General features: G+C 71.0%; 8 protein-coding genes. 2 read left to right on the forward strand and 6 right to left on the reverse strand.

Annotated features, from left to right (window positions below; genetic code table 11):
* From ACTWQC_RS34955 to ACTWQC_RS34980, 6 genes are all read right to left on the reverse strand, one after another.
* On the reverse strand, positions 1 to 214 hold a 214-nt coding region (locus ACTWQC_RS34955), incomplete at its 3' end, for a biotin carboxylase N-terminal domain-containing protein (protein WP_443319893.1).
* Positions 215 to 253: 39 nt separating this feature from the next.
* Positions 254 to 496 carry an acyl-CoA carboxylase epsilon subunit gene (locus tag ACTWQC_RS34960; RefSeq protein WP_443319894.1) on the reverse strand — a complete coding sequence of 81 codons (243 nt, stop codon included), beginning with the start codon at positions 494 to 496 and terminating at the stop codon, positions 254 to 256.
* Positions 493 to 2,067: an acyl-CoA carboxylase subunit beta gene (locus tag ACTWQC_RS34965; protein ID WP_443319895.1), complete on the reverse strand. Its 1,575-nt coding sequence runs from the start codon at positions 2,065 to 2,067 to the stop codon at positions 493 to 495. Before ACTWQC_RS34965 ends, ACTWQC_RS34960 begins: the two co-directional genes overlap by 4 nt.
* The gene (locus tag ACTWQC_RS34970) at positions 2,064 to 3,017 is read right to left on the reverse strand and encodes an alpha/beta hydrolase (RefSeq protein WP_443319896.1); all 954 of its coding nucleotides are present in this window, start codon (positions 3,015 to 3,017) and stop codon (positions 2,064 to 2,066) included. Before ACTWQC_RS34970 ends, ACTWQC_RS34965 begins: the two co-directional genes overlap by 4 nt.
* Before the next feature lie 248 nt (positions 3,018 to 3,265).
* Positions 3,266 to 10,003 (reverse strand): SDR family NAD(P)-dependent oxidoreductase, encoded by a 6,738-nt coding sequence (locus tag ACTWQC_RS34975; RefSeq protein WP_443319897.1) that lies wholly within the window; start codon positions 10,001 to 10,003, stop codon positions 3,266 to 3,268.
* The gene (locus ACTWQC_RS34980) at positions 10,000 to 11,832 is read right to left on the reverse strand and encodes a fatty acyl-AMP ligase (RefSeq protein WP_443319898.1); all 1,833 of its coding nucleotides are present in this window, start codon (positions 11,830 to 11,832) and stop codon (positions 10,000 to 10,002) included. The genes ACTWQC_RS34975 and ACTWQC_RS34980 overlap by 4 nt, the downstream gene beginning before the upstream one ends.
* 259 nt (positions 11,833 to 12,091) lie before the next feature.
* On the opposite strand from ACTWQC_RS34980, the gene ACTWQC_RS34985 reads away from it, so the two are divergent.
* Together ACTWQC_RS34985 and ACTWQC_RS34990 are read left to right on the forward strand one after the other, a co-directional pair.
* Entirely contained in the window at positions 12,092 to 13,516 is a 1,425-nt protein-coding gene (locus ACTWQC_RS34985; RefSeq protein WP_443319899.1) for an MFS transporter, read from the forward strand.
* 2,185 nt (positions 13,517 to 15,701) lie between these two features.
* Positions 15,702 to 19,119, forward strand: a 3,418-nt coding sequence (locus tag ACTWQC_RS34990; protein WP_443319900.1) for a beta strand repeat-containing protein, incomplete at its 3' end; no start/stop codon positions are given.

Genomic DNA, 19,119 nt, shown 5'->3' on the forward strand with positions numbered 1-19,119 from the left:
AATCGGCGGCCGCCTGGAGGACTTTGGCGATGTCCAGGTAGCTGGTGGCCGGGGTGTCACCACCCAGCGCGTAGGCCTCGTCGGCCGCGCGGACGTGCAGAGCGTCCCGGTCCGGGTCGGCGTAGACAGCTACGCTCGCGATCCCGGCGTCCCGACTGGCTCGGGCAACGCGGACAGCGATCTCGCCACGGTTGGCGATGAGCACCTTGCGCACGATGGCTCCTCCTCTTCCGTTCTCTCGCCTGCGGTGCCGCTACCGCAGGATGCTCCTGAGCCAGGCGCCCGACCCGTGCTCGGCCAACTGATGGGTCATCTGCTGTACCCGCTGGTCCCACCGCCGCGCCCTCCCGTACGGCCCGGCCGCGGCCCTCGCCACGACCGCCGTGGAGACCCACGTCGTGACCGCCACGACGACCGCCGCCAGTTCCTCATCCGTCGGGTTGCCGCGGATCCCGTACACCCCGTCCCGCGCAGGGTGCAGCCCGCCACCCTTCACAGCGGGATGTTCCCGTGCTTGCGCGGAAGCCTCGTGACGCGCTTCGTTCGCAGCATGCGCAGGGCGCTCGCGACGTGGAACCGTGTCTTCCGGGGCATGATGACCGCGTCGATGTAACCGTGCTCGGCCGCGATGTAGGGGTTGCACAGGGCCCGCTCGTACGCCTCGCGCAACCGTTCCCGTTCCGCATCCGGATCCTCGGCCTGCTGCAGCGTCTCCCGGTGCAGGACGCTGACCGCGCTCTCGCCCCCCATGACGGCGATCTCGGCCGTCGGCCAGGCGAGATTGATGTCCGTGCCGAGGTGCTTGGACCCCATGACGCCGTACCCTCCGCCGTACGCCTTGCGGGTGACCACGGTGACCATGGGGACCGTGGCCTCCGCGTAGGCGTAGATCAGCTTGGCCCCGCGCCGGATGATGCCGCCCCGCTCCTGGTCGAGCCCGGGCAGGAAGCCGGGCACGTCCACGAAGGTCACCACGGGGATGTGGAAGGCGTCGCAGGTGCGGATGAAGCGGGCCGCCTTCTCGCTCGCGTCGATGTCGAGTGCGCCCGCCGCGCAGATCGGCTGGTTGGCGACCACGCCCACGCTCTCGCCCTCGACACGGCCGAAGCCGCAGATGATGTTCTGCGCGAACAGCGGCTGAACCTCGAGCAGTTCGCCCATGTCCAGGACGCTGCACAGGACCTGGCGCATGTCGTACGGCCGGCTGGGGTCGTCCGGGATGAGGCTGTCCAGGGCGGGGTCCGGTTCGTCGGCGCCGTGGTCCCGGGGGTGGGCGAAGGAAGGGGGGTCCTCCATGTTGTTCGGGGGCAGAAAGCTCAGCAGGGCCCGCGTGTAGTCGAAGGCATCCTTCTCGTCCTGCGCCAGGTAGTGGGCGTCGCCGGACATGGTGTTGTGGCCGAGCGCCCCCCCGAGTTCCTCACGGTCCACGGACTGGCCGGTGATGGTGCGCAACACCTCGGGGCCGGTGACGAACATGTGGGAGATGCCGTCGACCATGACGACGAACTCCGTGATCGCGGGTGCGTAGACGGCGCCTCCCGCGCACGGGCCCATCATGAGCGAGATCTGGGGGATGACGCCGGAGGCCTGGACGTGGCGCTTGACCATCTCCGCGTAGAGGGCGAGCGACTCCACGCCTTCCTGGATGCGGGCGCCTCCGGAGTCGTTGATGCCGATGACCGGGCAGCCGGTGCGGATGGCGAGGTCCAGCACCTTGACCACCTTGTGTCCGTACATCTCGCCCAGGCTGCCGCCGAAGACCGTGAAGTCCTGGGCGAAGACGAACACCTGGCGGCCGTCCACCGTGCCGTATCCGGTCACGACGCCGTCCCCCAGCGGCCGGTGTTCCGCCATTCCGAAGTCGTGGCACCGGTGCCGGACCAGGGCGTCCAGTTCGACGAACGAGTCGGCGTCCAGCAGGGCGTCGATGCGTTCACGCGCCGTCATCTTGCCCTTCGAGTGCTGCCGTTCGACCGCCTCGGCCGAGGACGTCGCGGCCAGCTCCTCGTGGCGCCGATCGAGCTCGGCAAGCCGCTCCGCGGTGCTTCTTTCGGGGGTCGTCGTCACGGCGCCACCCCGAGTGCGGCGAGCACGGAGGGCCAGGCGACGTGCAGTTCCCGCTCCCAGTACGGCCACGCGTGGGATCCGGACGGATAGAAGTTGGCGGTGACGTCCACGCCTGCTGCGCGCAACTGATCGGCGAATCTGACGTTGGGGCGGTAGACGGGGCCCTCCAGAAAGAATCCCGCCGTCGGGTCGTATCCCTTGTCGAGGGAGCCGGGCATGCCGGCGGCGGAAGACAGGTGCACTTTGGTGCCGCGGAGCCGGTCGGCCTGCTTGGAGGGATTGTGGGCGTCCCACACGTCCTGGTTCCGTTCCGGGTCGCCCCACAGCCGCACCGGGTCCTCGCCCTCGCGCATGCAGGTGAGGTAGATGCCCCACCGCAGAGCCTGGTCGGCAGTGTCGACGACACCGCTGAAGGAGCCCGCGAAGTCGTAGGTGCCGCGGTGGTGGGCCGCGTAGTTGAGTGCGCCCAGACCGCCCTCGGAGATGCCGATGACCGCGCGGTGCCGGTTCGCCCGGTATCCGCGCTCGAGGATTTGCGGCAGCTCGGCGGTGTGGAAGGTCTCCCACTGCGGCCCGCCCTTGCGGCCGTGGTTCCACCAGTTGCTGTAGAAACCCGCACGCCCGCCCTCAGGGGTCACGACGATCACGTCTGCGTCCGACGCGAGCTCTTCGACATCGGTCTCGCGGGTCCAGGAGGTGTAGTCGTCGCTCGCTCCCTGGAGCAGGTACACGGTGGGATACCTGCGCTTCGAGTCAGGGGACCAGCTGCGCGGCAGGATCACCCGCACGGGAACTCCGTCTCCCAACGAGGGCGACGCGATCGACAGATCGGCGGTGCGCTCGTCCAGCCGTTCCACGCCGGTGACACGGGCACCGTTGTCGGCCCGGGACCGGGGGAACTCGTACAGACCCTCGGGGTCCGTGCCCGTCGCGGAGGCCATGGGAGCCATGGCCAGAGCCGAGACGGTCGTCAGGCAGCCGACGAGAGCCGTCAGGACGCGCAGGCGGCGCGCACTCGGAAGGCGGCGACTCCGGGGGGCACGTGCGGTCCGGCGGGGAGGAGTTGCTTCGGGGGCCAAGGGTCAAGTTCCTTCGCTGTCGGTGCGGTCGTACGGCTGGGTGTGGCTGCGGGGGATGCCTGTCGGTGCCGGGGGCCTCGGGGGTTGCCGAACCACTGGTCTCCTGGTGGCGGTGCGCGTCAGGTGGGCTCGTCCAGAACCGCGGTGAGATGCCTGGCGATGACCTCCACATGCGGTGGATCGATCATCGAGAGATGGTCACCGGGTACCGGGACGACCTCCAGTCCGGGGCACAGCGGCGCCCATCCCAGATCCGTGTCGCCCCGCTGATAGCGGGGATCGATCGCGGAGGTGAGCACCTGTGCTTCCTGCGCGCGGTAGAGGACGACGCGCTCCGGGTACAGCCGTGGCCGGTAGCGCTCGCCGATACGGGCGTCGATGTACGACGTGCGCTGGTGCTCCAGCACGCCGGGGCTCATGTCGAGCCCGGTCTCGGCGACATGGCGCATCAGCGTCTCGATCTGATCGTGCTCGTCCATGCCCGCCAACTCCTCGTACGGCAGCTGCAACTGCCGGCCGTACGCGGTCTCGACGTACTCGGCGAATCGCGCGAACCGCTCCAGCAGGATCTCCTCCGGCGTCGGTCCCGGCAGGGCGGCGGGCAGGATGGTGTCGATCAGCCCGAGGAACCCGACGTGCTCACCCTGGTCGCGCAGCCGCGTGGCCGCCTCGTACGCCAGACAGCCGCCGAAGGACCAGCCGAGCAGCCGGTACGGGCCTTCGGGCTGCACGCGGCGCATGAGGTGGATGTAGTGCTCGGCCTTGTCCTCCACCGACTCCAGCGCTTCCACGCGGTCGAGCCCGAAGACGGGTTGACCGGCGGGCAGCAGGTCGGTCAGCGGCCAGTAGACGCTCGTGGGTCCCCCGGCGGGGTGGAAGACGAACAGCGGGGCGCGATCGGCCCGGGGGCCGGGATCACGCAGGACCCGCGGCAGCGAGCCGTCCGCTCCGCCCTCCAGCGCGGGCCGGACCAGATCGGCCAGGGCGGCCACGGTGGGGGCCTGCTGAATCTGCGCCGCGGTCGGAGCGGATTCCGACCCGCCGAGCCGGCCACGGATGCCCTCGGCCAGCTCCCTGGCGCGGGCCTGGTCGCTCCGCACGGCCGGCAGCTCCTGGTGGACCCCTGCCAGAGATTCCCCCGACACCTGGGCCCAGACCCCGGCCACCAGCCGCTCCGCGGCATCCCGCGGCAGAACGCCCCTGGGCAGAGCGGGCGGTGAGGGCGGCGCGGACAGCTGCTCGCGCTCCGTTGCCGCGGTCCCGTCGCCGATGTCGAGTGCGGTGAGCAGGGCCTCCGCCACGTCACCCAGAGCGGCCCCCCTCTTCAGCAGGGTTTCCTGCAGAACGATCCCGAAGTCCTGTTTGACGGCGTTGCGGAGGCGCACGGCCATCAGCGAGTCGAGCCCGAGTTCGGTGAGCGGCAGGCCGGCGTCGATCTCCTGCTCGGCGTAGCCCATGATCATCGCGGTCCGCCGGGCGAGCCGCCCGAGCACCGCCGTCAGCGCGGCCTCGCTCCCCAGCCCGCGCAGCGCCTCGGGACCGCCCCAGTCGCCGCTGTCCTCGGCCGCGCCGCGCACCAGACCGGCGAAGAAGGGCACGGCCTCGATCCCGGGGAACGCCTGCACGGCGCGGCGCACATCCAGGCGTACGACGCCCGTGTACGGCCGGCCGCTCGCGATGATGAGCTGGAGGGCGTCCAGCCCCTCGTCCGGTGCGATCGGGTCCAGGGCCAGCGCGGTCATGTCCGGCGCGGCACCGAGCCCCGACCAGGGCCCCCAGGCGATGGACTCCCCGGGCACTCCACGGGCCCGGCGCTGGTGCACCACGGCGTCCAGCCACGCGTTGGCGGCCGCGTACGCGGCTTGCCCAGGGGATCCGAAGAGAGCGGCGGCGGAGCTGAACACCAGCCACCAGTCGAGGTCGTGGCCCGCGGTGGCCTCGTCCAGCCGCCGGGCGCCGTCGACCTTGGGCCGGAACACCACGTCCAGGTCGTCCGGTTCCAGCCCCGTGACCACGCTGTCGCGCAGCACACCCGCGGCGTGGGCGACACCCCGCAGAGTGTGTCCCGACCGGACGGCGGCCTCCACGAGCCGGGCCGCGGTGCCGGTTTCCGCGATGTCCCCCTGCACGACCTCGACGGAGGCACCGAGGGCGCGCATCTCGTCCAGTGCGGCCTCGGCCTCGGGGCCCGGCGGGCGACGCCCGTTCAGTACGAGCCGGCCCGCGCCGCGCTCAGCGAGTCGGCGGGCCGTGGCCAGCCCGAGGCCGCCGAGCCCACCGGTCACGATGTACGCGCCCCCCGGCCGCGCGAAGGCCACTGGAGCGGCGTCGTCGCCGAGTTCGGCAGCGGCCAGCCGTGCGATGAAGCGGGTGCCCGCGCGCCAGGCGACCTGGTCCGCCTCGGAGTCCCCGAGCAGCTCGCTTGCGAGGTCGTCCCCGGCGCCCGGGGAGCGGTCGACGTCGATCAGGCAGGGCCTGAGGTGGGGATGTTCCAGGGCGAGTACACGGAGCAGGCCGCGCAGGCACGCGCGGTCGGGGTCGCCCCGCTCGCCCGCGGTCACGGCCTCCGCCCGCTCGGTCACCAGGTACAGCCGCGGAGCCTGTCCTGGTCCCGGTCCGGGGACTTCGGCGAGGCGGCGGGCCACGTCCGCGACGCCGAGGACCGCTTCGCGGGCTCCTGCCGGGCCTGCGGCCTCGGTGAACAGCACCGCGACGGCGGCCTGTGCGCCATCCGCCGTCCGCTGCAGCAGGCCGCTCAGCGCCCGCTCCGCGGATCCCGCGCCGTGGCGGGCGACGGTGACCGTGGCTTCCGCCTGCTCCAGGGCCGCCCGCAGCGCGGTGGCGAAGCGATTGCCGCTCGGTGGATCGCCGCCGGGACCGATGGTGAGCAGCAGCCATTCCGACGGGGCGCCCGCCTGTGCGGTGGGCACTGAACTCTTGTCCCAGGCGATCTCGTAGGTGGTCTCGTGGAGCGGCAGCGGTACTTCCCCGGCCTCCGGGACGCGCAGGACGACGCCGTCGGCCTCGATCATCGCGGCTCCGCCGGTGTCCTCCAGGCGCAGGGACCAGCTGCTCCGCAGGTCTCCCCCGGCCGGGCCGACCGCCGCCCGTGCCCCGCCCTCGGCGGGCGTTCGCCGGACACGGCACAGGCCCGCGACCGGACCCGGGCGCCGTACGCGCAGCGTGCCGACCGCGACAGGAATGGCTTCCCGGGGGACGGCGGTTGCCGCTTCGCCGGACGTCGCGGGATCCGCTTCCGTACCGGTTCCGGCCCCGGTCGCCGCGGCCGGGGCGCGCAGGCAGGTGTCGAGCAGCGCGGGGTGGACGTGCCAGGGCGTGGAGAGGCCGTCCGGCGCGCAGTCGTCGGGAGGGGACAGCGCGACGGTGAACGCACCGCGGTCCGGCTCGCCGGGAACGCTCGGACTGCCAGGACCACTCGGACCACTCGATGCGCAGAGCTCCACGGCGGCGGTGGCATGACGCGCCCAGGTGCCGGCCGCCGACCTGGTGTGGATGCTCACCTCCGCCCGCTCCGGCCCGGTCGGATCGAGCAGCGTGGTGATCGGCGTGCTCCCGGACAGGGGCAGGAGGTGATCGAGCGTCAGGTCGTGCAGAACCACGCTCTCCACGGGGGCGCCGAAGAACTCGGCGGCTGCGGCGAGTGCCATCTCGGCGCACGCGGCCACGGGCAGCACCGTGACGCCGTGCACCTGCTCCTCCGGTCGGTACCACCCGTCGGTGCCCACGTCTCCGCGCCACATCGCACGGCGCGTGCCGGGGACGTCGACGCGCGTGCCGAGCAGCGGGTGGCCGTCCGGGCGCGCCACCCGGCGGGCCCTGCCCGCGCCGTCCACCCAGTGCCGCCGGTGCCGCCAGCGTGGGGTGGGCAGCGCCGTCCGCCGCCCGGCCGGCCACAGCAGGTCGGGCCGCTGCTGAGCACCGGCCGTGTGCAGCGCGGCCAGCGCCGTACGCAGCAACAGCGGCTCGTCGCCGTCCCGGCGCAGCGTGGGCAGCACCAGGGTCTCCCGCTCGGTCACCGCGTCGAGCGTCTCCTGTACGGCAGGAGCGGCGACGGGGTGCGGAGAGATCTCCAGGAAGATGTCGTGCCCGTCCGCGGCCGCGGCTGCCACGGCCTGGCGCAGCCGCACGGGGCGGCGGGCGTTGTCGCACCAGTAGTCGGCGTCCGCCCGGGGCGTACGGTGCGGATCCTCGTGCACGGTCCCGTACCAGGGGATCGCCGGATCCCGCCCCTGGATGCCCGCGAACCCCGAACGCAGTTCGGGCAGGACGGGATCGACCGCGGGTGAGTGCCCGGCACCGCCGACGTCGAGCATCCGGGCTGCGGCCCCGGACTCCTCCAGCTCCGCGACCAGGCGGTGGACGGGTTCGGCCGGGCCGGTCACCGTACATTTCAGCGGCGAGGCGTCCACCGCGATCTCGACGCCGGGGAAGCGTGCGAGTACCTCGGCCCGTACGTCATGGTGCAGTTCGACCGCGGCCATGGAGCCGGCGCGCTCCGCGACGACGGCACCGAGCAGCGCCGAGCGACGGAGCATGATGCGGAGCCCGTCGCGCGGGTCGAGGGCCCCGGCCGCCACCGCCGCGGCCACCTCGCCCATGGAGTGCCCGATGACCGCCGCGGGCTCGACGCCGTATGCCCGCCAGGTCCGGGTGAGCGCCAACTGGAGTCCGTACAGGAGCGGTTGTACGCGATCGAGGGCGGTGAGCGGTACGCCATCGGTGATCCAGTCGCTCAGCGGCGTACCCGCCTCGGCCGCGAAGACCGGGTCGAGGGTGCGGACGGCGGCCGCGAACTCGTCGTCCTCCTCGAGGAGGCGGCGGCCCATTCCGGCCCACTGGGAGCCGTAGCCCGAGAAGACGAACACCGGCCCCGGCCCCGCGTTTTCGCCGGGATCGATCTGGCGCGGCCGCACCACGCCCGTCGCCGGCTGATTCTGCCCGAGGGCGCGCAGCGCTTCGGTGACGGCCTCCCGCCCGCGGCCCACGACGGCGGCGCTCGTCCGTCCGTGCCGGTGGTGCCCGAGCGTATAGGCCACATCCTCCAGGCGTGCCCGCAGCCCTGCCGGAGTCATCAGCCAGTCGGCGAGACCGACAGCCGCATCGCTGAGCCGGTCGGTCGAGCGTGCCGAGACGACCAGGATGTGCGGAGCGGCCTCCCTCCCGCTGTGGTCCGCGTCCGCGACCCCTGACGGCGCCGCCAGAGCCCCGTCCGGAAGAGCCCCGTCCGGCTTCCACTGTTCGAGGACGGCATGCGCGTTCGTGCCGCCGAACCCGAAGGCGGAGACGCCCGCGCGTGCGGGGCGCTCGCCATCGCCGGGCCAGGGGATGGCGTCAGCCACGACGCGCAGCCGGGCGGCCGGAAAGTCGATGTGCGGGTTAGGCGTGCGGAAGTGCAGGCTCGCGGGAATCCTGCCGTGGTGCAGGGAGAGCACCGTTTTGATCACTCCCGTGATGCCGGCCGCGCTCTCCAGGTGCCCGAGGTTGCTCTTCACCGAGCCGATCAACAGCGGCCGGTCAGGCGGGCGTTGGTGTCCCAGTACGGCGCTGAGCGCCTCCGCCTCGATCGGATCGCCGAGCAGCGTGCCGGTGCCGTGCGTCTCGACGTAGTCCACGTCCGAGGCGTGAGCTCCCGCGTCCTGCAGAGCGGCGCGCAGCAGCGCCTGCTGGGCCACCGGATTCGGCGCCACCATTCCGGCCGAGCGGCCGTCGGAGTTGACCGCCGTTCCGCGGATCACCGCGAGGATCCGGTCCCCGTCCCGCACCGCGTCGTCCAGGCGCTTCAGCACCACGACTCCGCAGCCCTCACCCCTCGAGATGCCGTCGGCCGCGGCGTCGAACGCCTTGCAGCGGCCGTCCGGTGCCAGCACGCCCGCCTGGTCGAAGCTGGCGGTGATCATCGGCGAGAGCAGGACGTTGACCCCCGCGGCCAGTGCCGTATCGCACTCGCCGGCGCGCAGGCCGCGGCACGCCTGGTGCAGCGCGACGAGCGAGGACGAGCAGGCCGTGTCGATCGTCAGGCTCGGACCGCGCAGATCGAAGGCGTACGACAGACGGTTGGCCGCGATGCTGCCGGCCGAGCCGGTGCTGGTCCACTCGGTGACACGGGACAGATCCCCGGTGGTCAGGAACCCGTAATCGAGCGAGCTGAGGCCGACGTACACCCCTGTCGCGCTGCCGCGCAGGCCGGGGGCGGGCATTCCGGCGTGGTCCAGCGCCTCCCACGCCACTTCCAGAAGCAGCCGCTGCTGCGGGTCCATCAACTGCGCCTCGCGCGGCGTGATGCCGAAGAAGTCGGCGTCGAAGCCGGCTACGTCGTCCAGGAACGCCCCCCAGCGGGTGGTCCTGGCGAGCGCCGCCGCGGTGGGCGCCGAGCCGTCGTCGAAGTCCTGCCAGCGCTCCGCGGGCACCTCGCTCACGGCGTCCCCGCCCGCGAGCAGGAAGTCCCAGAACTCGTCCGGCCCCTCGATGCCGCCGGGCAGGCGGCAGCCCATCCCCACCACCGCGATACGGCCGGAACCCGCCTCCGGCGGCGCCTGGTCCGCATCCGCCGGGGACTCCTCCGCGTCCTCCGTGAGACGGGTTACGAGCGCCGCGATCGTGGGGTTGCCCCACAGCAGGGTGGCCGGCAGCACCCGGCCCAGCGCCTCCTCCAACTCGCCCGAGATCCCGACGGCATCACGGGAGGACAGGCCGTAGTCGACCAGGGGCCGGTCGGTCTCGATGTCCTCGGGTGCCACTCCGCAGCGCTCGGAGAGCAGACGCCTCAGCAGGTCGCGGATCGTGGCCGCATCGGCCGGCCCCCCCGCGTCGTTTTCGGCTTCCTCTGGTCGGGTCATTCCGCTCCCCCGGCTCCCGCACGGTCCAGGTCTACGCGGTCCGCCCAGGTGCCGGCGAGGTAGCGTCGGCGGCAGGCGCTGCGCGCGACCTTGCCGCTGCTGGTGCGCGGCACCGTACCGGGCGGCGCGAGTACGAAGTCGTGGACGGCCGCCCCGTGCCCGGCGACCACGGCGTCGCGCACCGCACGTGCGACGGCATCGCGCTCGGCGCCGGGATCACTGATCTGGCGGGAGTGCTCGGCGACGATGACCAGGCGCTCTTCGTCGTGGACCGTCAGCGCGAATGCCGCCACGTGGTCGTACCGGATGAGGGCGTGCGCCTCCTGGACGGTCGCCTCGATGTCCTGCGGATAGTGATTGGTGCCGTCGATGATGATCAGGTCTTTTATCCTGCCCGTCACGTACAGGCAGCCGTCGTGCAGCACCCCGAGGTCACCCGTGCGCAACCAATGCCGGTCACCGGCGACGTCCGAGGGGTCCTCGGCGAGCACGGCGCCGAACGTCTCAGCACTGCGGCCGGGGCTGCGCCAGTAGCCGCGCGCGACGTTGGGACCGCGCACCCAGATCTCCCCCACCTCGCCGTCCGGCAGGCGACGGCGGGTCTCGGCATCCACGACGAGGACTTCCTGGCCAACCGGCCGTCCGCAGGAGACGAGTTCGGTGAAGGTTCCCGGGGCGGCACCCGCGACGGGGCGGGCCGTGCCCTTCCCCAGCAGTTCCCGGTCGAAGGCGGTCACCCGCGGTGCCTGACCCGTCGGCGAGGTGGAGACGAAGACGGTGGCCTCGGCCAGGCCGTACGAGGGACGGATCATCTCCGGGGTCACCCCGTTGGCCGCAAATGCCTGCTGGAACCGGCTGACGGTGTCCGGGCGGATCGGCTCGCTGCCGCTGATCATCACCGACACCTGTCCGAGCGCCAGGCCGTCCCGGTGCTCGCCCTGCACGCGCCGCGCGCAGTAGTCGTAGGCGAAGTTCGGCGCGGCCGTGACGGCTCCAGGGTGTTCGGCGAGCAGGCGCAGCCAGCGCACCGGCTGCTGCAGGAAGGCCAGCGGGTCCGTGATCAGCGAATGGATGCGGCCGACGACCGGGGTGGCCACCGCGATGACCAGGCCCATGTCGTGGAAGAGCGGCAGCCAGGAGACCATGTGGTTCCGGTCCCGGTGGACGTCGAAGGCCGCGAGGGCCTGCTGCACGTTGGCCACGACATTGGCGTGGGTGACCTCGACACCCGACGGCGCCCGGGTCGCCCCGGACGTGTACTGCAGGTACGCGCAGTCCTCCGGCCGCACCAGCGCCGGGGCCGCGTCATCGGCAGGGCCCGCGGCGGCCTTCCCCAGTTCCGCGCCGTCGACGGCGATCGTACGAGGGCTGCCCGGGAGGCGCCTGCCGGTGCAGAAGTCGGCGATGGCCGCCCGGCTGCTGTTCGCGGTGAGGAGGCACGCCGGGCGCGCGTCGTCCAGTGCGGAAGCGAGCCGCTCGTCATGGCCGGGCAGGTTGGGCGGGAAGAGCGGTACGGCGATCGCGCCCGCCCGCAGGGCGCCGAGGAAGCCGATCACGTACTCGAGTCCCTGGGGTGCGACGATCGCGACCCGCTCGCCGGCGGCTCCGGCTTGGGTCAGGATCCCCGCCATCGCGCGTACGCGATGGTCGAGCGCGGACCAGGTGAGCACGGTGCGCCGTCCCGCGGTTTCCGCGGTGAAATCGGCGAAGGTAAAGGCGGGATCGTCCGGGGCCACCGCCGCGGCCCGGGCCAAGTGGCCGACGAGGGTGTCCACTTCAGCTGTCGGAGTCTGCTCCGTACCGGGCGGGGCGTCGTGGCGTGCGGACATGGTGGCTGCACCCTCCGGTGGATCATCCGACGTGGCTTCCCTCTCTCCACGGCGAACGCCTATTGAAGACGAAAAGAGGGGGCCAATGGGCCGAAAGTTAACCATTCGGACGTTAAAGTCGCCAACGGTATATGTCAAATACCTATGGCCCGTTTGATTTACCCCGAGTGGCTGCGAACGCATTTGCGAGTTCCGGTGCAGAGCCCGGCCTGAATTCACCGCGTCCGGCACACCCATGAAGAAATGGAGGTACCCCCGGATGAGCCGACCGGGTGACTACGCGCTCCTGGTGGCGCTCGCATTCGCAGCCTTCATGACGTGCCTGGACAACACCATCGTCAATGTGGCCCTGCCCCGCATCCAGCAGGACCTGCAGCTCGATCTGCCCGGCCTGGAGTGGGTGGCCGCCGCTTATCCGCTGACCTTTGCCGCGCTGCTGCTCACGGGTGGCCGGTCGGCCGACGTCTGGGGCCGCCGTCCGACGCTCCTGACAGGTCTGGGGCTCTTCACCGCGGCGTCGCTGCTGTGCAGCCTGGCGGACAGCGGGACCGCCCTCATCTCCTGCCGCGGGCTCCAGGGAGTCGGGGCCGCCCTCCTCATCCCGGCCTCGCTGGCCGTGCTGACGCGCGACCTCGGACCCCGGGCCCGGGCGGCCGGCGTCGCCACCTGGATGGGCGCGCTGGCAGCCGCGCTCGCGCTCGGGCCGGTCATCGGGGGGCTCGTCAGCCAGCACTGGGGCTGGAGTTGGATCTTCGCGATCAACGTGCCCTTCGGGGTACTCGCCATGGCCACCGTGGCCTGGGCGGTGCCGGGGGGCGGGGATTCCGGCGCGCAGGCGGCGGAGCGGGCGGGCGGTCGCCCGGCCGGATTCTGGAACGGGCGGTTCGATCCGGCGGGGGTGGCGCTGTCATCCGTCGCCGCGGGGGGCTGTGCGTACGGGTTGATCGAGGGGCCGCGCCATGGATTCGTATCACCCGGGATCATGTGGGCGTTCGCCGGCTCGCTCTGCGCCCTGGGACTGTTCTTGGTCCGCCAGTGGACCGCGTGCACGCCCATGGTCGACCTCTCCCTGTTCCGCGACAGGGTCTTCAGCGGCGGTGTCGCCGCACAGGTGCTGTGGGGGCTGGGCATCAACGGCGTCTTCTTCTTCACCGCGCTATTCCTGCAGCGGGGGTTGGGCTTCACCCCGACCGAAGCCGGGCTCACGTTCAGCCCGGTAGCCCTTTTCCTGATCCTCGCGACTCCGCTCACCGCGGTTCTGGTCCGCAGGTTCGGGGCACACCGGACCTCCGCGGGGGGCCTGTTGGCGGTTGCCGCCGGACTGCTGCTGCTGGCGCGGGTCGGCGAGGGGGCGAACCTCGTCGACCTGCTGCCGGGGCTCATCGCGATCGGAGCGGGCTCGGCCGTGACGGTGCCCTTGACCGCCAAAACGCTGGACACTGCTTCCGGCACGTCGTCAGGGATCGTTTCCGGCGTGGTGAGCGCCGCGCGCGAGTTCTCGGGACTGCTGGGTATCGCCCTGGTAGGAGCGGTTGTTGGACGCCACCAGGCCGAGGCGGTACGGCGCGGGCTCGACCCGGCGGCCGCGTTTCTGGAGGGCTACCGCGCGGGACTGCTCGTGGCGGCCGTCCTAGTGACGGTCGGCGCGGTGGTGGCCGGCCTGGCATTGCGTCCCGGCCCCTAAGGTCTCCGGCGACACTGCCATGCACCAAAATGTGAATCGCATTCGCACGGGCGTTGCCCGGACGGCCGTTGATGATTTCCGGTGGCGCGCGTTTTTCTCCTGAGGCCGGCGAGTGCCGCAAATCTCTCTACAGCGACCACGGATTACGGGGGCAGCGCGGACTACAGAGGTCCAGTTCCCGCGGAATTCCGAATCCGCCCGGATCCTCCGACTCCCCGTCAAAACCTACCGAAACCGGGCGCGATGAGCTGGTCACGGCCCTGCGGCAAATGACAGGGAGCGCAAACAGGGATCGCGGAGGTGGTACGGGCGGTGGTACGTGAAACCGCCGCACGCTATCCGCACTCCACCGACTAGTACGACTAGTTCTGAATTTCTTGAACGGGCCCGAGCCCGGTGCTTTGCTGTCCATATCCACACCGGCGGGCCGCCCACCCTCCTGGAGGAGTTTCGACAAGGCGGCCCGCCGTTGGCTTTTGGCCAGCGGAAAGCACTTCCCGGTCGCGGCGTCGTTGGGCAGGCTCCTCCACGGAGGGATCGGGACACCAGCCGGTGCCGTAACTCGGCACCGGCTGGTGCGGCTCGCAACTCCAGACAGAAGGAGCACCCCCCATGCGAGCTACCCGTAGGATCTCCGCTCTCCTCGGGGCCTCGGCCCTGGCGGTGGGCCTGTCGCTCATCCCCACCAACGCCCAGGCCGCGAACATCGTGGGCTGCAGTGAGAACGCACTGGTCGCCGCAATCGACGCAGCCAACATGACCGGCGGGGACGACCTGGTGCTGGCCCCGTTCTGCACCTACAACCTCACCGCGGCCCACAGCGCCGACGGAACGTCAGGGCTGCCCGACATCACCACCCCGATCACTGACGGGGGCCTTCACCGACATCGTCCGCTCCCCGAGTGCCACCGCGGACTTCCGGATCCTGAAGGTCGACGGAAGCGGCACCAACAGCGGCGATCTGAAGCTGTCCTCGGTCACCCTCCGGGGCGGCAAGGCTCCTGCGGGCCAATCAGGGGGCGGCATCTCCAACGTCGGCGGTGAGCTCCTCGCCACCGGCACCTCGCTGCGCGACAACCAGGCCGACCTCGGCGGCGGCCTCTACAACGAGGACGGTACGTCGACGCTCATCGGAGGCGTCGTCGTCGGTAACACGGCAACCGCCGGCGCAGGCGGCGGCATCTACGAGGCCTCCGGCTCGGTGAACATCGTGGGAACGCTTGTCAGGAGCAACTCGCCGGACAACTGCGCTCCTCCCGGCAGCGTGCCATTCTGCCGCGGCTGACGCGTACGAGTAAGAGCGGTTCCCGCGCGCGCCGTTGGGGATCTCCCCGGCCCCGACTGTAGCCGCGAGGCGGCGTGCGCGGGTCTCCGCTCTCGGCATCCCCCAGACAGCTCACGCAATATCCGCCCGAGGGATCGGGCACCAGGGGCCACCCACATCAGCGGGCCCCGGCCGGGTATCCCCCCACGGTCCGGCCGGGGCCCGCATCTTCATGTCTGTCAACGGATGGCATGGCCGTCCAAGCCACTTCCGGAAGCATCGCAATGTCGAATTCGCCTGCCCTGACAGGTAGGTTCAGTTCGGCTTGACGCCAGGCGTTACGGACTCGGTCCGGCAGCCGTCCACCGTACCGGCCGCGCACCGCCCTTGCACCGGTGACCGCACCATCCCGGTCCGGCTTTACGCCACTTCGCCGGCGATTACCGCTCCACACCACGCGAGCAGCCGCCGGCAACGTGATCACGCTTTGTGCACCGGGGAACGGTGGACAATGACGCATCCCCGCGAGCGAATCCCCAAGCGACACACGCGAGTTGGCGCAGCCTGCTGTTTCCGATGCCCGAGATCCGGTAGCGAAAAACAGCGTTGATATGACCAATCCGCGCCCGGCGGCTTTTACCGGGTGCGCCGTGTGAGCCGCGCAGCGCTCCGCCATCCAGGGCAATTCCACGTCACTGCTATGGCGTGGCGGCACATCTGCCCCGCCTACTGGTGGTACCGACCGGTGAGTTACTCATCTATCTGTCGGGGGACGGCGGCTGCAAGCCGATGTGAAACATCGTCAACCACCGGTAAAGGACCCCTCGCACAGGATGAAGTCGCCCTGAGCAGCGACCACAACGCTTGACGGGCGATGAGAGCGGCTCACCTCCATTCACAGCATTCGGAGGGCCCCCCACCATGGCATTCACCATTACCCGGGTGACGTCGTCGCCGAATCCAACGGTCTTCGGACAGCCTGTCACTCTGACCGCCCAGGTCATCCCGCTCTGGTTCGGAACTCCCACGGGCACCGTCACCTTCAGCACGCCCGGCGGACCCACGCTCACCGCCACGCTGTCCGGCGGCACGGCCTCCGTCACCACCAGCGCCCTGCCTGTCGGCCTGGACGTCATCACCGCCAACTACAACGGCGACTCCAACTTCAGTCCTTCCAGCGGCACGACCAACCAGCTGGTCTTCAAGGCCTCGACGACCACCACGGTGACCTCCTCGCCCGACCCCTCGACCTTCGGCCAGACGGTCACGCTCACCGCCAACGTCGCGGCGATCGCGCCCGGTTCGGGCACCCCGACCGGCACGGTCACCTTCGTCATCAGCGGCGGAGGCGGAGGCGTCCTCATCGCACCGCTCTCCGGTGGTACGGCCACCGTCACCACCAGCTCCCTCAGCGTCGGCAACCACGTGGTCACCGCCACGTACAACGGCAACGCCAACTTCAACAGCTCCACCGGGACGGACACGCATACGGTGTCGAGCAAGGCGCCGACGACCACCACGGTGAGCTCCTCGCCCGACCCCTCCACGTTCGGCCAGACGGTCACCCTCACCGCCAACGTCACGGCCGTCTCCGGCACGCCGACCGGCACCGTCACCTTCGTCATCAGCGGCGGCGGAGGCGGCACCATCACCGCACCGCTCTCCGGCGGCACGGCCACCGTCACCACCAGCACCCTGACGGCCGGCACCCACAACATCACCGCGACCTACAACGGCGACATCAACTTCAACACCTCAAGCGGCGCCGACACGCAGACCGTTGGCCAGGCCGCGACGACCACCACGGTGAGTTCGTCGCCCGATCCATCGGTGACGGGACAGACGGTCACGTTCACTGCCAATGTCGCGGCCGTCTCGCCTGGCGCGGGCACGCCGACCGGCACCGTCACGTTCGCCATCAGCGGCGGGCCCACGCTCACCGGCACCCTCTCCGGCGGCGTCGCCACCGTCACCACCAGTGCGCTGACGGCCGGCTCCCACCCCGTCACGGCCACCTACAACGGCAGCGCCAACTTCAGCACCTCAAGCGGCACCGACCCGCACACCGTCACCCAGGCTACGACCACCACGTCGGTGGCCTCCTCGCCCGACCCGTCCGTATCCGGGCAGCCGGTCACCATCACCGCCACCGTCACGGCGAACGCGCCCGGATCGGGCACACCGACCGGCACCGTCACCTTCGTGATCGACGGCGGCGCCCCTCAGACCGCAACGCTCAGCGGCGGCACTGCCAGCATCACCACCAGCACCCTGGGCGTCGGCAGCCACACCATCACGGCCACCTACGGTGGTGACGCGAACTTCATCGGTGGTTCGGTCGGCAACGACACGCACCTCGTCAACCAAGCCGGGACCACGACGACGGTGAGTACATCGCCCGACCCATCCGTGTCCGGGCAGTCGGTCACCTTCACCGCCCAGGTGGCGGCCACGGCCCCCGGCGCCGGAGTCCCCACCGGAACAGTCACCTTCGTGGCCACCGACGGCACCACCACCGTAAGCCTCAGCGGGACCCTGGACGGCAGCGGTGTCGCCACCGCCTCCACCACGGCACTCGACGCCGGCAGCTACACCGTCACCGCAACCTACGGCGGAGACGCCAACTTCACCGGCTCCAGCGACACCGACACCCACACGGTCAACCAGGCCGCCACGACCACCACCGTCGTCTCGACACCCGACCCGTCCGCACCCGGGCAGTCGGTCGCCTTCACCGCCTTCGTGGTACCGGTGGCCCCCGGCTCCGGGACGCCCACGGGGCCCGTCCAGTTCGTCATCACCAACGGCATCAACACCGTGACCCTCAGCGGCAACCTGGACGGCAGCGGTGCCGCCACCGTCTCCACCAACGCCCTCGGCGCCGGCAACTACACCGTCACCGCAACCTACGGCGGAGACGCCAACTTCACCGGCTCCAGCGACACCGACACCCACACGGTGAGCCAGGCCGCGACGACCACCACCGTCACCTCGTCGCCCGACCCGTCCGTATCCGGGGAGACGGTGACCTTCACGGCGACGGTTACGGTGAACCCGCCCGGTTCGGGCACCCCGACCGGCACCGTCACCTTCGCGATCAGCGGCGGTCCCACGCTCACCGGAACCCTCTCCGGCGGTGTCGCCACCGCCACCACCAGCGCCCTGACCGTCGGCAACCACACCGTCACGGCCACTTACGGTGGGGACACCAACTTCGCCGGCTCCAGCGGCTCCGACACCCACGACGTCATCCAGGCTGGGACGACCACGTCGGTCACCTCGTCCCCCGACCCGTCGGTGTCCGGGGAGACGGTCACCATCACGGCGACGGTTACGGCGAACCCGCCCGGTTCGGGTACCCCGACGGGTAACGTCAGCTTCGTGATCGACGGCGGTGCTCCGCAAAGCGCTGCCCTGTCTGGTGGCAGCGCCAGCATCACGACCAACTCGCTGAGCGTCGGCAGCCACACCATCACCGCCACCTACGGTGGGGACGCGAACTTCACCGGCTCCGTCGGCACCGACACCCACACCGTCAACCAGGCCGCAACCACCACCACGGTGACGTCGTTCCCGGACCCGTCCAGTTCCGGGGAGTCGGTAACCTTCGCGGCCTTGGTGACGGCTACGGCCCCGGGCGCCGGAACCCCCACGGGGAACGTCCAGTTCGTCATCACCGACGGCGCCACCACGGTGACACTCAACGACAACCTGGACGGCACCGGCGTCGCCACTGTCAGTACGGGCCTCGTCGCCGGCAACTACACCGTCACGGCCACCTATGCCGGGGACGTCAACTTCACCGGCTCCAGCGACACCGACACCCACATCGTCAACGAGGCCGACACGGTTACAACGGTGACCTCCACACCTGACCCGTCGGTGTTCGGTGAATCGGTCACCATCAGTGCGACTGTTGCGGCGGATCCGCCTGGTTCAGGTACTCCCACGGGCAGTGTCAGCTTCGTCATCGACGGTGGTGCCCCGCAGAGCGCCGCGCTCGTGGCCGGCAGCGCCAGCATCACCACCAGCTCGCTGAGCGTCGGCAGCCACAACATCACCGCCACCTACAGCGGAGACGCCGATTTCAACGGCTCAAGCGGCACCGACACCCACACCGTCGGCCAAGCCCAGACCACGGCCAACATCACGCCCCCGGCCGGTCCCACCGACTTCGGGGAAACAGCCACCTTCACCATCGCCGTCACCGCGAACCCACCCGGCGCAGGCACACCCACCGGCACCATCACCTACCAGATCGACGGCGGCGCAACCCAAACCGCAACACTCACCGGCGGCACCGCCACCGTCACCGACAGCACCCTCGCCGTCGGCACAC

The sequence above is a fragment of the Streptomyces sp. 8N616 genome, from assembly GCF_052246385.1.
Taxonomy (GTDB): domain Bacteria; phylum Actinomycetota; class Actinomycetes; order Streptomycetales; family Streptomycetaceae; genus Streptomyces.